Source organism: Acetobacter fabarum (genome assembly GCF_011516925.1).
Classification (GTDB): Bacteria; Pseudomonadota; Alphaproteobacteria; order Acetobacterales; family Acetobacteraceae; genus Acetobacter; species Acetobacter fabarum.
This window is the reverse complement of record NZ_WOTG01000004.1, coordinates 141,900-156,402: the sequence shown is the minus strand read 5'-3', so window position 1 is coordinate 156,402 and position 14,503 is coordinate 141,900. Positions and strand designations below refer to the sequence as shown.

Genomic DNA, 14,503 nt, shown 5'->3' with positions numbered 1-14,503 from the left:
CAGCCGGGGGCAGAACCAATACAAAGTGCCACAGACCATAGAAGTGCAAAGCACTGGAATAGACAAAACACTCAAATATTCTACTGACCGACTTTATTTCATCAGATTGATGGTGCGCGTCAGCATGGAGCGGGTGATCTGCATGGTGTTCAGATTCGCTTCGTACGAATGCTGGGCGTCATGCGTGTCCATAATCTCGACCATGGTGTTCACGTTCGGCACCTTCACGTACCCTTTGGCATCTGCCGCAGGGTGGGAGGGGTCGTAGCGTGTTTCAAACGGCGTGTGGTCCTGCCCGATGGACTTGACCTTAACGCTGGATGCGCCCGTGGCCTGGTCCAGCGTTGTCTGGAAGGTAATGGTTTTGCGGCGGTATGGGTCCGCACCGGGGGTGGAGCCGGTTGTATCCTTGTTGGCAAGGTTTTCGGCCGACACGCGCAGGCGTTCAGCCTGTGTGCGCATGCCATCGGCGGAAATGCCAATTGTATTGGTAAAGTCCATCTGCTGCTTCCGTCCTTACGAACTGGTGCCCAGCGCGGTGGAGAACATGCCCATGTAACGGGTGTAAACCGTGGTGGCAAAGCGCTGCTGGTCGTTGGTATCGGCTATTTTGCCCAGCTCATCTTCCAGCCGGACCTCGTTACCATCAATGGATGTGTTGCCGCCCGTGGTTTTGCGCGCAAGGGCGGTATTACCCGGCCCGGCCATATGCCCCGGCTCGGTCTGCACCATGGCCATGGTCATCTGGTTCTGCAACACGCCTGCAAACGGTGCCACATCCTTGGAGACGTAACCCGGTGTATTGGCGTTGGCTACGTTGCCTGCCAGAACGGACTGGCGCGACTCCAGCCACTGCAAGCGCCGCTCTGCCAATGAAAACAGGTCAGTCCCGCTATGGGTCAGCGCGGTCTGGGATGACAGTGCCTCCAGCATGAAAATGCCAGCTCCCTTGTGTTTGTGCGGTGCCGTAGGGGTAGGTTGGACCTCCTCTGCTCACGGCAGTTCAACCATAAATAGCGTTCCTTCCCCCCGATTGCCACAGATTTATTGGCCTCCTCCCTTCCAGCCCCACCCAATGCCCCATGACAGACGCCCGGCACGGCGTTATGGCATGGTCCGTACGGCACACCACGCCTTTGCCAGAGCGAGCAGAGCATGCGCACACCCAGAATGACCGATGCAACCATTCAGGCCGGGGCAACACTGGCCATGCTGGCGTGGAGCCTGCTGGCGCGCACCGCACCCGCAGCCCTTGCCGGTATGTGCATTGCCCTGCTGTTCCCTCTTTCCGTCCGGGTTTGCGCGCTTGCGCTGCGCTGGCTCCCTGTAGCAGCGGGCGTGCGCCCCCATGTGGAGGCACCACCCCCACAACAGCAGCATGAACTGGTAGCTGGGTGCCTGCTGGTGGCGGCCTGCTCGCTCACCCTGCTGATTTATACCCCTCCCTCCGTCACGCTGGCTTACGCAGTGGCCCTCCACCTTGCCAACCTGCTGGTACAGTTTGACCGGCGCGAAGGCTGGCTACCCAACGCCATACTCATGCCCATGCTGTTATGCGGCCTGCTGGCAGGGGCTGCTCTGGGTTATGCGGGCAGCGCCATTGGGGGGGCCTGTGCAGGCTGGGTGCTGGGGGGGGCTGGCCTGTTTGGCCTGTCCATTACCCGGCGGGGTAATTTTATGTCCGCGGCCGATGTGCTGTTGTTTGGCGCATGCGGGGCATGGGTAGGGCTGGGTGGGTTCTGGGCTTTTCTGCTGCTTGCTGGGGCTGGGCTCTGGGCCGTGCGCGGAGTGCGGCGCAGCACGCGTGCCCCCATGGTGCAGGCAGCAGTCTGCTCCGCCACGCGGCCTGTGTGGCGCTACCCCACAGCCTTGCCCTGCGCCGTGGGGCTACTGATGGTGTTTTTGCTCCGCAACAGCCCCGCCCTGCCCCACTGGGTGCAGTTTCTGCTGGGCGGTTAACACGGCGGGGCAGAACACCCGTAAGCAGCAAACCCCAACCATACAGGCCGGGGCAAACACTGGCAGATCAGGGTTTGGCAGCCGCCGTAGCGGGCTTGGCGGCCGTGGCGGCACCGGGTTTTGGCCCCCCGACCTGTGTCAGCAGGCGGAAGACACGCCCGCTCTCACCATCCATGCTCCGGTCCCCTACCAGCTGGGCGAGCCATGCCAGCGTCTGCGCATCCGACGCCTGAGACGCATCGGAGGCCAGACGCAGGGCGAGTGTCTGCTGGGCAGCACTCAGCGGGCCTTGGGGCGGAATCTCTGCCTCGGCCATTTTGCGCACATTGGCTACGGCGGCAGGCCATTCGCCCCGGCTTTCATGAATACGGGCGGCCATATCCAGCGAGTCGGAAAAACTATCCCCGTTCAGCAGGCCCAGTGCGGCGGTCTGGTCGCCTTTGGCCAGCGTAATGCGGGCCTGCAGGCGGCGGCGCGAGGCCTTCATGTCATCCGGCAGGTCGGGGCTGTCCGTGCGCTGGAGCACGTCGGTCGCGCTCGCAAGGTCCTTGAGTGCAATGTAGGATTCAGCCAGCCCCTGCCCGGCCAGTGCCTTGAGCTCGGGCGAATCCAGCATGGGCACGGCATCGGAGAACGCTTCCTGCGCCTCATCCGCCAGCCCAAGGCCCAGCAGCATCTTGCCGTAAGCCATCAGGATTTCGCCCTTTTTGGTGCCCGGTTGCAGGGCAGACAGGTGGGCGCGCAGCATGGCCGCACCATGCAGAATGGAATCGCGGTCCGTATCCTTGACCACTTCGGAGGCCACAGCGGCAAGGGTCTGGAACAGCATGGGCGACAGAACAGGCTCGGACACCTGCTCGGGCGTGTCCTTGACCATATCCAGCGTGGCCAGTGCTTCGGGCCATTTGCGCGCACGCATGTAGGCATCGGCCTGCAACAGCCGCACTGTGGCCTCGCGCCCGGCAAGGCGGGCATCGGGCATAAGGCCGTTAAACATTTCCGCGGCGGCAACCGGGGTCAGCTTGCCATCGGACATGTCGAGCGAGATTTTCTGCTCCAGAGCCTTTTCCGCCACCACGGGGTCCGGATCAACCGAGAGCGCATTAAACGCATCATACGCCTGCGTGCGCTTGCCCGTACGCAGGTCGCGGAAGGCAGAGGCCAGCTTGTAAACGGACCCTGCGGGCAGCTTGTCCAGCACGCTCAGGTCCTCTGCCGTGCCGTAACGGCCAACCTGCTCGGCGGCAAAAGGCAGCAGCACGCTGCGTACACTGGTGGGGTAATTATCCAGCCGGGTAAAGTCGCGCGCCAGCAGGTGGGCGGCCTCGGCCTCGTGCCCACCCTTGGAGGCAAGGTAAAGACCGCGCCAGAGCTGCGTGGCACGCTGTTCGTTATCGGGCCATGGGCCTTCAAGCAGGAACGCGCCATCCATGTTGCCGCTCAGCAGTTCGGATGCAGCGAGCAGAAAGCTGACCTCCGGCCGCACGGCCTCTTCGGGGTCATCTTCCAACGCGACGGTCAGGATTCCGCGGGCTTCCAGAAAAGCACCAACGCCAAAGGCCGCGCGAGCTTCCTCCAGCCGGGCGGCAAAGCGCTGGGCGGGGTCGGAATCGGCTGCGGCCAGCAGGGCTTTGTGCAGGCGGGCTTCCAGCTGCTCATTGGGCAGTTTTTGCAGGCCCAGCCAGTCCAGATCAACCGTGTTGGCGTACACGGCCACCTTGCTGTCGGGGAGCGGGCTTTCACCCGATGTCAACAACGCGCCTTCAGGCGTTGCGCGTAGCCCCACATCGGGCGAGTTGGCGGCCACAACCACGCCCTCGGTCGTGGGCCAGATGTCATACCCATCCCCATGACGGAAGGAGAGAATCCCCCCGTCATCCGTGGTGGAGGTACCAACAAACAGCTTCTGCCCGGATGCGGGGTCCGTAATGCTGAGCACCCGGCCGGGCTTGCGCATGGGGTAGAGAATCCCCCCATCTGCCACAATCGGGTTGATCACGCGCCGGTCGCCATAAACATTACCCGGCGGGGGCTTGTCCCCCAGTATCCAGCCTTCTGCCTGCTGGGACAAAAAGAACTCGCGCGTGTCGGGCAGTTTGATCTGCAACAGGGTTGCACCCGGCAGGGTTGTAACGGTCAGGGTAGAAAAAACACCGTCCCCGTGCAGGGCGCTGGTATCCATGGGTTCAGCATTATCCACCACAATCACAAAGCTGTCGCCACTGCGGAAGGCGGCCAGCCCCATGCGCGGGGATATGGGAATAAGCACGCGGCTGGTGGATGTGGCGGGCACGTTAATGGAGCCACCACCCCCGGCAACGCTGGAGCCGGAACCACCGGGCTGCCCTGCTTTTTGCCCCGGCTTACGCCCCTTGCCTGCTGTTTGCGGCGCGGGGGCTGGCGGGGGCAGTGGCACGTCCAGCACTGTGGCTTTCCACGGTGCTGGCAGGCCTTTAAGCAGGTCGGCATCTGCTGCGGTGCCAGGGTCGGCCGGGGTGGCGGGTGTTGCAGCAGCGGCACCAGCCGTGGCGGCCGCGCCTGCTGCTGCGGCAGCGGTTGCAGCCGTTGCCGCGTTAAGCCCTTTGCCCTTTGGGGGCACCGCCTGAGTGGTGCGGGGCGCGTGGGTGCGCCGCGCCGCATCGGCCACGGTTGTCATGGCGGAGCAGGACAGAAGCAGGGCAAGGGGAAGAAGGCAGCGTCTCATGCAAACGGATCTGCTAAAATACACGTCTGGTTAATCCTGAACGATCAATGGCCCTGCCGTGGGGCGGGACTCTTCTGCACATATGGTAGCGGGTGCAGAAGAACTGTGGCTGACCGGCCCGCCTGCCAGAGCAGTAAACACGAACCCCTCAGCCATGCAGGACCAGAACGGACACTGCCGCTGCTGCGCACTCATCAATACCCTGAAGCATCATGCGTTAAATAAGGACCCTGTCCCGGCCTGTTGCCCAATGGGGCCGGGGCAGACCCGGCCCGATGCGCAATCAGGCCAGAAGGTTGATGAAGCTTGCCGAACCGGAATGCTTGTTGTGCGTATTGCCTGAAGGCACAACCTGCCCCGTGGCATCAAACTGCATGGAGGAGGAAGAGCCGTCCTGGCCGGTGGACGCAACCTTGAGCGCGCTGGAGGCAATATGCTCGGGCTGGACCGAGCGGTGAGCCGCCTGAGCCATGTTGGCCGTAGCCGTACGCATGCTGGAGGCAAGCTGGGCGGCAACCGTGGTATCTGCCATGTGTATGGAACCTCTTCAGGGCTTACAGGAAACACAAAGCCGGTATGCCGCACCGCAGCGCCGCATGCAAACCGGAAGAAAAAATCTTGCGCTCAGATTATGGGATGGCCATGCCTTAGCCAAGGTGTTTTTTGGAGTCTGCCCTTGCGCAGCCCCCAATGCACCCCAAATACCCGACCAGCACCGTGCATCGGCCTGCCGGACAGGGCTGGTCCACCGCAGTTCCCTGCGGCATCAAGCACACGCATTCGACAGAACCGATAGACGGAAAAAAACATGCGCCTGTTGTGTATCGGAGACACCTCAACCCAGGGGGATATCCGCCCATACCGTGGCCTGGCGGAAGCCGCAGTGGAGGGGGCGCTGTCCCTGACCATGTCCGGTCCGGAAGGGGTGGTGGAAACCCTGCGCCGCTCGCAGTACGATATTGCGGTTATCCAGCAGGCCCGGCCCGATACGCGCCTGCTGCGGCATATCCGCAATTCCCGCATTCCCACCCCGATTATCATGATCGTGCGCACGTCCACCCCGCAGGAAGTGGCGGAAACCCTGTCCATTGGTGCGGATGACTGCGTCAGTGCCGCCATAGAGCCGGTGGAGCTGCTTGCCCGCCTGCGCGCCATTGTGCGCCGCACCGGCGGGCATGACAGCCTGAGCCTGCATGTCGGCCGTATGGTGGTCAACGTGGACCGCAGGCAGGTCCTGATAGATGACCGCCCGCTCCCCTTAACCCCGCGTGAGTACGACGTGGTGGAACTGCTGACCCTGCGCAAGACACAGGTGCTCAGCAAGGAAGCCCTGCTGGACAACCTGTATGCCGGGCAAGAAGAACCACACGCCAAGATCATTGATGTAATGGTGTGCAAAATCCGCAAGAAACTGCGCGATTTTGGTATTATCGACCCATTTATAACCCAGTGGGGCATTGGCTACAGGCTGAACGAGCAGGCGTTCATCCCCCTTGGTGCGCGCATGAGCACGCACAGCGCCACCCCCGCCTCGCGCGAGACAAGTCTGCCGGTTACGCGGGGCATTAACGTAATTTCCCCCGCCACCAAAATGGACGTGCTGTAATCCGCAAAGATTGGGCGGGCAGGCGTAAAAGCCACTGGCCTTGCAGGGGCCAAATGGATTACAGTAGCCCCACGTTCCAGACCACTCTCATGGCGGCAGGCGGCATGCCCCCTCCGCGCCAGACAGGGCCACAATGACCAGCGATATCACCACACGCAGCCTCGACGCGCTCAACGCCTACGGACAGACCCAGAAGAGCATGCAGTCCACAACGGATGGGCAGGGCACGGGTTCCACCGGAGGGGCCGATATTGTTTCCGGCTTTACGTCCGCGCTGGACAACGCCCTCAAAGGCGCCATCCAGACCGGCAAAACGGCAGAAACCCAGACGGCAACCGGCCTGTCCGGCAAGGGCAACATGAGCGATATCGCCACCTCGGTCGAAGAAGCCAAACTGACCCTGCAAACCGTAACCACCGTGCGCGACCGTATGGTGCAGGCCTACCAGGACGTCATGAAAATGTCGATCTAAGACCCATCGCATGCATAACACGGTCGATATCCACGACATTCTGCGCCAGACACTGTTTGTGGCGGTCAAGCTGGGGGCACCCTCCCTGCTGGCCTCGCTGGTGGCGGGTGTTCTGGTATCGCTCTTTCAGGCCATGACACAGGTGAGCGAAGCCACGCTCTCCTTCGTGCCCAAGTTTGTGGCTGCCATGGCCGCCCTGCTGCTGACCGGCTCCTACATGGCCGCGACCCTGAACACCTATGCCCGCACCATTTTTGACCAGGTCATTATGGTTGGCGGGTCATGACCGGCCCCCACACCACCCCGTGGGCATGACCGACTACCTGCTGTTCCCCGGCGGGTCCATTCAGGTGCTGGCCGCCACGTTCCTGCTGGTGCTGTGCCGGGTGAGCGCGCTGGTCATGGCCTCCCCCGGTCTGGGGGAGAGCACATCCCCCATGGTGGTCCGCGCAGGGATTGCCCTGTGCATTACCGTTGCCATTCTGCCGCTTGAGCAGAACGCACTCAAGGACGTGTCGGGGCAGGCGCTGCACATGCCAGCCCGCGCCATTGCCATTATTGCGGGCGAACTGCTTTACGGTATTTTTATTGGCTGGCTGGCGCGGCTGATCTCGCTTGCACTGGGTATTTCCATGCAGTTCGTGGCCATTTTTACCGGCCTTGCCAGCGTGCTCCAGCCCGACCCGGACCTGGGTGCCGGCAGTACTGCCATCAGCCATATGGCCTCTTTTCTGGTACCGGTTATTTTTCTGTCCACGGGGCTGTATGCGCTGCCGCTGGCTGCCATTACCGGCTCCTACAGCGTGTTCCCTCCCGGCCATGTTCCCATGGTGGGGGATATGGCGCGCAGCGTAACGCAGGTTACGTCCCAGACCTTTATGCTGGCCTTCCAGCTTTCGGCCCCTTTTGTGCTGATCGGCACCCTGTGGCCTGCCATGCTGGGGGTGCTCAACCGGCTTATGCCGTCCATTCAGGTCTATTCCATGGCCATGCCTGCCCAGTTGCTGGGCGGCGTGCTGCTGCTGGCCATTCTTATTCAGGTCATGAGTGGTGTATGGCAGGAGCGTGCGGGCGACATGCTGCTGGGCCTGCCCGGTATTGGCGCCACCCCCGCGCACCACTAGGAGCGAGCGCGCATGGCCGACGACAGTTCAGGCGAAAAGAGCCAAGCCCCAACCGGAAAACGGCTGGAAACCGCGCGTGAGGAAGGCAATATTGCCCAGTCGCGCGAGGTGCAGCTCCTGATTATCCTGAGCGGCTTCCTGATTGTTTTTACCACCAGCACCGGCCTGTCTGCTTACCGCTTTACCAAGCACATGTATGGGCTCATGGCCCATTTTGACAGTATTCCCTTCGACCGTGCCTCCCTCTACCGCGCCTCCGTTCAGGCATCGCTGGAGGGGGTCTGGCTGGCGGCCCCTCTGGTGGGTACGGGGGTGTTGGTTACACTGGCCTTTGGCGTGGTCCAGAGCGGGTTCCTGTTCCGCCCCAAGGCCATTATGCCCGACATTACGCGCCTGTCCCCCGCCAAGGGGATCTCGCGCCTGTTCAGCAAGAACAATCTGGTAGAAACCGCCAAAAGCCTTATCAAGCTGGTGGTGTTTGGCTGCGTCCTGTTTGGGGTCGCCAAGGAAACCCTGCGCGTGGCCCCCGTTTCCGAACGGTGGAGTGTGCTGCACCTTACGCACGAACTTGTCTCGTGGTTTGTGTACGCAACACTGGTGGTGCTGGTGGTGCAGGCCGTTATTGCCGTGCTCGATGACGTGTGGACACGCTGGAACCGGCTGCAGAAACTGCGCATGAGTTTTCAGGAAATCAAAGACGAAACCAAGGAAATGGACGGGGACCCCAAAGTAAAGGCCCGCCAGCGGCAGATACGCATGCGCCGCCGCCGCCGCATGGTGCAGGCGGTCAGGGACGAGGCCACCGTGGTCATTACCAACCCGACCCACTACGCCGTGGCCCTGCAATATGAAAACGGGATAAACAGCGCGCCCAAAATTGTTGCCAAAGGGACGGATGAACTGGCCGCGCGTATGCGTGAGGCAGCGGAAGAAGCGCGCGTACCCATTGTGCCCAACCCGCCCCTGGCGCGCGCGCTGTACACCCTGCCGCTGGATTCGGAAATTCCGGCCGAATACTTCCAGCCTGTAGCCGCCATTATTGCCTATGTCATGAAGCTCAAGACCCCCGGCGCGCGCGCGGCCCCTCCCCCCGTGCAGCAGCCCCCGCAACAAGCGCCACGGCTCCGGCGCTAAACGCCCGAAAACGGCGGTTTACAGTTCTTTCATGCAGGAAAAACTTGCGTTCCACGCCCTACATGCTACTCAGTTGGGTAACTTAGGCGCAGGCCATAATGGTGGGGCGGGTTTAAGCCCCTTGAGTCTGTTCGCCATTAACCCCGTGGCTGATGCGCGTGCCCCAGAACGGCACAGACAGCCAGCGTAAGAAAACTGCGCATCCACAAGGCAGGGACGACACATGTCTATTTTTAACTCCCTTACCACGGCTGTCAGCGGGATTAACGCTCAGTCCACCGCGTTTACCAACCTCAGCAACAACATCGCCAACAGCCAGACGGTTGGCTACAAGGCCGACACCACCGCGTTCCAGGACTTTGTGGCCGGCGCAGGCTCCACCTCCGGCTCGTTCGCACAGGGTGTGGCCAACTCCGTGGCCGCCGTAACCGTGCAGCACGTCAACTCCCAGGGCACCGCCTCCTCCAGCACGGACGGGCTGGCCATGTCCATCTCGGGCAACGGGCTGTTCAACGTCTCCAAAAAGACCGGTGCGGTCACTTCGGCTGGTGCCGACTTTGCTTCTGAACAGTATTACACCCGCAACGGTGAATTCTATGAAGACAAGGACGGGTACCTCGAAAACACCAGCGGCTACTACCTTGATGGCTATATGGTGGACGCCACGACCGGCGCGCTGGACACATCCAGTGTAACCCAGATCAACGTTGCCAACGTAACCTTCCGGCCCACACAGACCACAACAGTTACGGCAACGGGCACCCTGTCCTCCGTTACTGGTGCAAGTGCGGTTACAACAAACACCACTGTTTACGATGGCACCTATAATCAGGCCAAACCCAAGGACAACACCGGGGATGTCACCCTGACGTGGACGCAGTCCTCCGCCACCGAGTGGACTGTGCAGGCCTCGTCCAGCACCACGGGTATGTCTGTTACACCAACAACGGCCTACACGGTGGACTTCAACACCGATGGTTCGCTGAAATCCGTGACCGACAGCTCCGGCAACAACGTGACCTCCACCCTGAACGGGGCTGCCGCCAACCTGCCGATCTCCATCACCTACCCCGATGGCAACACGCAGAACGTGAACGTCAACATCGGCACCATTGGTGGCACGAGCGGCATGTCCCTCAGCACCTCTTCCACAACCCCCAAAGCCGTTAGCGACAGCGTGACCTCCGGTACGTACCAGAGCGCCAGCATTGAAAGCGATGGCTCTGTGATGGCGACGTTCGACAACGGGGACACGCAGCTGATCGGCAAGGTCGCACTCAGCAACTTTGCCAACGTCAACGGCCTGCTGGCGCAGGATGGTCAGGCTTACACAGCCACCGCCGCATCAGGCAGCGCCAAAACCGGGCTGGTGGGTGAAAACGCTACAGGCTCCCTGACAGTCGGCTATGTGGAATCTTCCACCACTGACCTGACAAGCGACCTGTCTGCCCTGATCGTTGCGCAGGAAGCTTACACCGCCAACACCAAAATCGTGACCACGGCAGACCAGCTGCTACAGGCCACCATTGCCATGAAGCAGTAAGCCACTTTTTTAACCCAAAGCGCTTTTGCACCGGCCTGCCCCAAAGCAGGCCGGTTTTTTTATGCCCGCCTATTCAGCGGCTATCGGGTAATCATCCGCGTAACCCTGCCCGTAATCGGAGAGCACAAAGTTGCTCACCAGATCCACCATTCTGGCCGAGCGCTGGCTCAGGTCCTGGCAGTCGGCAGAGGCATTTTCGCTCATGGCCGATGTTTTTTCCGTCAGGTCACGCAAGGCGGCGGCCTCGCGGTGTGTGCCCTTAACGCTTTGCTGCTGACCGCCCATTTCCTTGTTAATCTTGGAAATGGCATTGTTCACCACTGCAATGCCTGCCCCTATATCGGACAGGTCCTCCACCATCTGGTTAACCGCCTCCGCTCCGCTACGGATCACGGCTTCGTTCTTTTGCGCGCTGGCCGCAATCTGGCGGGCTGCATGGGATGTTTTAACCGACAGGTCCCGGATGGCCATGGCCACTACCGAAAAACCACGCCCCATGGCCCCGGCCCGCGTGGCCTCCACATTGGCATTAAGGGCCAGAAAGTTGGTCTGGGCCGCAATGTTCTGAATGGAACCAACCAGATCGGATATGGTTTTCCATGCGGTTTGAATATCCGCCATGGTGGCGCGTACATCATTCATGTTGGTGTTGCCACGCGCTGCGGCATCCACACATTTGCGTGCCGCCTGTTCGGCGGCCACCGTCTGCCCCGATACATCATCCAGCGAGGCTTCCAGCGTAGCGGTGGCGTTGGTCAGCCGGTGGATGGAGCCAACCTGCGCCTCGTTCTGGCTAAGGATACGGGCATTGCTCTGGCTGATGGAGGAGGCTGCATCCTCCACCTGCGTAGAAACCTCACGAATATCGGAGACAACATCATTCAGGCCGGTTTTGAGCTTGGCAAAGGCGGCTGCCAGCACAGGGGAGCGCTCTGCTACATCCCGCGCCAGTGTAGCACTCAAATCCCCTTCGGCCACGCGTTCCAGCGCCTGGGCAATCTGTTCCAGTGCCGAGCGTTCGGATGCGGCTTTCTGCCGTTCCTCCTCCAGCCGTGCAAGGTAGGTGGAAATCACCAGATCCATGTCCAGGAACGCGGCCTTGAGAATAGCCCCGATCTGCTGGCCCAGCTTTTCGCCCATTTCGGCTTCAACCGCCGCACGGCCAAGGGAGAAACGCCGCCCGCCACGCACCCCCTGCTTAATCAGGCGGCGGCAGATGGCATCCAGCAGCACGGCATAGCCATCAATATACCACCGTGGTTCCAGCCCTATGCGGGCATGGGCGTGGCCGATCCGGGTGACGTCACTTACATAATCCGGCCCGAACTTGCCCGATAGAATGGTCTCCCAGTGCATCTGTTGCAGGGAGCGGGCTTTGGACGTCGTGGCCTCGGTCGGGAAGAACCGGGCCAGTTCTGGTACATCATGCACACGTTGATAAAATTCGGACAGACTCTCGTCCAAAATCTCGGCCATATCGGGGCGCATACTGGCCAGCGTATCCCGCTCGCGCCGCTCTATGCCCATAAAAGACAGTCTGTCCGCTATTGAGGCAGGCTGCCAATGGCCAGCCCGCGCGTCCGAATTTTCCATAGTCGAGCCACCTTTTTTGGCCCCTCGACCGTTCAGAGCATGGCGTCGGTATCGAACTCCTGTCCGGAACCTGCGGATGTTTCCAAGCCTTCCAGAACGGTTTCTGCAATCCCGACCAAGGGAGCGAGGGACAGATTGGTATCAAGAATGGCACGGATGCCATAACGCTGCGCCTGAGAGGCAAGCCTTACAAACAGTTCCCTGTCTTCATAATTGGTGGCCCCTGCATCCAGCGAATTCGCCTTCATGATCATGGACCACAAACGCTGGTTTTTGGTCAGGGCCTTCAGCCGAACAGAGGGGTCAGAACTGGCGGATGCCGTTTCCAACTCTTCTATCAGCAGTCTGAAGCAGGTCGCATCGGCCTGTCGGTCCGTCAGGGAATACCCTGCCACATTCTGGTAGGCGCGCATTGCGGGATGGATCATGATTGCACCATATTTTTATCGGCTGTTTCCGGCCCGCAGGGGCAAAAACCAGCAACGTGTGTGTGTCATTCATTCTACACCCGGCGTTAGAGCGTGACCAGAGCAACCTAACGGAACCCACACGCCTAGTGTTGGCAGGTATTTATAAAAATTTCCTATATTTTTTATCGATTCCCCGCCTATTCAAGCACCAGTTTCCAACACACTCGCGTGAGCATGCCTGAAGCACACAGCAAAAAGGCCGGGCGCACATGCACCCGGCCTCTGCTTTACGCGCATCCCCGCCCATAAAGGGCGGGTCAGGGAACCTAGAAGTCTGACCAGCCACCGGCCATGCTGCTTTCCAGCTGGCGCGGGGCAGCAGGCTTGCCTGCGCCAAGGGCTGCCGGGCGGCGGGGCGTGCTGGCCGGGTTGGCCAGTGCCGGACGAGCCGAACCCCCATCCGGCCCGGCCAGTGCGGGGCCAGAACCGGGCAGGGTAAAGTGGCCCACCACATTGACCAGATTAGCAGCCTCGGTCTTGAGATTATGGGCAGCCGCTGCGGTCTGTTCCACCATGGCGGCGTTCTGCTGGGTTGTGGCGTCAATATGGGTTGCGGCGGTGTTGACCTCGCCCAGGCTACCCACCTGCTCGCGGGCCACACTGGCAATGTTGCCCACATGGCTGGTAATGGCTTCCACCTGCCCGGCCACCAGCCTGAGTTCCTTGTCGGTCTGTTCCACAAGGCGCACACCCTCGGTCACCTGCCGGGTGGAAATCTCGATCAGGCTGCGAATATCGCGCGAGGAAGTGGAAGAACGCTGTGCCAGCGCCCGGATTTCGGTCGCAACCACGGCAAACCCACGCCCTGCATCACCCGCGCGGGCAGCTTCCACCCCTGCGTTAAGGGCCAGCAGATTGGTCTGGAAGGCAATGTCGTCAATAATCCCGATAATGGCGGACATTTTGGCCGACGAGGTTGCAATTTCCTGAATGGCGGACATGGCCGACAGCATGACCTTGGTGGAACGCTGCACGGCGGCATGGGCACTCTGTGCCGCATCGCGCGCTTCCTGCGCGGCTTCGGCCTGATCATCCACACCGTTTTTAACGTTGGTCACAGAGGCCGCCATCTGGCCCATGGCCGCTGCCTGCCGCTCGGTCCGCTGGGCAAAATCCTGCGAGGCTTCTGCAATTTCCATCGACCCGCCCTGAATAAGGGCAGAGGCCGCAGCCACTTCGCCCATGGCTTCGGACAGGGAGGACACAGCCTCGTTAAAGTCGCGCCGCAGAGCGTCAAACTCCGAGGCAAAGGGGGATGTAAACTGGAAGGCCAGATTACGGTCGGCCAGTGTGCGCAGCCCCTTGCCCAGTTCCACAATCATGCCGTTCTGGTCTACGGCACGCTGTTGAGCCAGCTCGCTCAGGCGCTGCTGTTCGGCGGCACTTTCCTGTGCGATTTTCTGCAAGTCAAGCTGCTTGATCAACGCGCTGCGGAAGGTGGTTAGCGCCTTGGCAAGCCGCCCGGCACAGTCCGACCAGTCAACATACGGGATTTTTTCATCCAGCTTGCCTGCGGCAATGCGCTCGGTCAGGGCTGTAATGGTCTCAAACGGCACAGCGACGCGGCTGATAAGCACCCAGCGGGCCAGAAACACCATAAGGGAACTGACAGCAAAACCACCCAACCCCAGATAACGCTGCACAGCCAGCGGCAGATCCAGTTCGGAACTGACAAGCTGCATCAGGATCTGTAAAATCATGTAGGCTTGCAAACAGGCCATGACGATGGAAATTTTCCGCCTCAAGGGCGCTTTTTCGGTAAACCAGGCCAACATAATTTTTCCGCCTTAATGCCAGTTATCAGCGCAAGGCATAGCCGGTTTTACCCCCGGTTCGTCAATTTAATGTTAAGACATATGTCAGATTTATTCTAACATGTGTAGAAAACCGCCCACCTT

14 protein-coding genes are annotated in these 14,503 nt (G+C 60.9%); 7 read left to right on the top strand and 7 right to left on the bottom strand.

Annotation, left to right across the window (positions count from 1 at the left end; all coding sequences use genetic code 11):
* Positions 1–93: 93 nt before the first annotated feature.
* Entirely contained in the window at positions 94–501 is a 408-nt protein-coding gene (gene flgC / locus GOB83_RS07650) for a flagellar basal body rod protein FlgC (protein WP_086647008.1), read from the bottom strand.
* A 15-nt stretch (positions 502–516) separates the two neighbouring features.
* The gene (locus GOB83_RS07645) at positions 517–933 is read right to left on the bottom strand and encodes a flagellar basal body rod protein FlgB (RefSeq protein ID WP_086647007.1); all 417 of its coding nucleotides are present in this window, start codon (positions 931–933) and stop codon (positions 517–519) included.
* Positions 934–1,155: 222 nt separating this feature from the next.
* On the opposite strand from GOB83_RS07645, the gene GOB83_RS07640 reads away from it, so the two are divergent.
* Positions 1,156–1,959 carry an A24 family peptidase gene (locus GOB83_RS07640; RefSeq protein ID WP_165925679.1) on the top strand — a complete coding sequence of 268 codons (804 nt, stop codon included), beginning with the start codon at positions 1,156–1,158 and terminating at the stop codon, positions 1,957–1,959.
* Positions 1,960–2,026: 67 nt separating this feature from the next.
* Here the strand turns inward: GOB83_RS07640 and GOB83_RS07635 are convergent, their stop codons facing one another.
* Both GOB83_RS07635 and GOB83_RS07625 read right to left on the bottom strand, forming a co-directional pair.
* Complete coding sequence (locus GOB83_RS07635; protein ID WP_179290154.1) at positions 2,027–4,663, bottom strand: tetratricopeptide repeat protein; 2,637 nt, start codon at positions 4,661–4,663, stop codon at positions 2,027–2,029.
* 283 nt (positions 4,664–4,946) lie between these two features.
* Entirely contained in the window at positions 4,947–5,195 is a 249-nt protein-coding gene (locus GOB83_RS07625) for a hypothetical protein (protein ID WP_086647003.1), read from the bottom strand.
* Between the two features lie 276 nt (positions 5,196–5,471).
* Here GOB83_RS07625 and GOB83_RS07620 point away from each other — a divergent pair, with 276 nt between their 5' ends.
* The 6 genes from GOB83_RS07620 (at position 5,472) to GOB83_RS07595 (ending at position 10,542) form a co-directional block, all read left to right on the top strand.
* Positions 5,472–6,269: a response regulator transcription factor gene (locus GOB83_RS07620; RefSeq protein ID WP_086647002.1), complete on the top strand. Its 798-nt coding sequence runs from the start codon at positions 5,472–5,474 to the stop codon at positions 6,267–6,269.
* A 133-nt stretch (positions 6,270–6,402) separates the two neighbouring features.
* A complete protein-coding gene (locus tag GOB83_RS07615) occupies positions 6,403–6,741 on the top strand; it encodes a flagellar hook-basal body complex protein FliE (protein ID WP_086647001.1) in 339 nt (112 codons plus the stop codon).
* A 10-nt stretch (positions 6,742–6,751) separates the two neighbouring features.
* Entirely contained in the window at positions 6,752–7,027 is a 276-nt protein-coding gene (locus tag GOB83_RS07610; RefSeq protein ID WP_086647000.1) for a flagellar biosynthetic protein FliQ, read from the top strand.
* Complete coding sequence (locus GOB83_RS07605; protein ID WP_233129180.1) at positions 7,014–7,865, top strand: flagellar biosynthetic protein FliR; 852 nt, start codon at positions 7,014–7,016, stop codon at positions 7,863–7,865. The genes GOB83_RS07610 and GOB83_RS07605 overlap by 14 nt, the downstream gene beginning before the upstream one ends.
* Before the next feature lie 12 nt (positions 7,866–7,877).
* Positions 7,878–8,999 (top strand): EscU/YscU/HrcU family type III secretion system export apparatus switch protein, encoded by a 1,122-nt coding sequence (locus GOB83_RS07600; RefSeq protein ID WP_086646998.1) that lies wholly within the window; start codon positions 7,878–7,880, stop codon positions 8,997–8,999.
* 223 nt (positions 9,000–9,222) lie between these two features.
* The gene (locus tag GOB83_RS07595) at positions 9,223–10,542 is read left to right on the top strand and encodes a flagellar hook protein FlgE (protein WP_095350004.1); all 1,320 of its coding nucleotides are present in this window, start codon (positions 9,223–9,225) and stop codon (positions 10,540–10,542) included.
* Between the two features lie 69 nt (positions 10,543–10,611).
* Here GOB83_RS07595 and GOB83_RS07590 read toward each other — a convergent pair whose 3' ends face one another.
* The 3 genes from GOB83_RS07590 to GOB83_RS07580 form a co-directional block, all read right to left on the bottom strand.
* Complete coding sequence (locus GOB83_RS07590) at positions 10,612–12,135, bottom strand: protoglobin domain-containing protein (RefSeq protein WP_165925678.1); 1,524 nt, start codon at positions 12,133–12,135, stop codon at positions 10,612–10,614.
* A gap of 32 nt (positions 12,136–12,167) precedes the next feature.
* On the bottom strand, positions 12,168–12,563 hold the full coding sequence (locus GOB83_RS07585) for a flagellar biosynthesis regulator FlaF (RefSeq protein ID WP_095350002.1): 396 nt from the start codon (positions 12,561–12,563) through the stop codon (positions 12,168–12,170).
* A 308-nt stretch (positions 12,564–12,871) separates the two neighbouring features.
* On the bottom strand, positions 12,872–14,305 hold the full coding sequence (locus GOB83_RS07580) for a methyl-accepting chemotaxis protein (protein ID WP_165925677.1): 1,434 nt from the start codon (positions 14,303–14,305) through the stop codon (positions 12,872–12,874).
* Positions 14,306–14,503 lie beyond the last annotated feature (198 nt).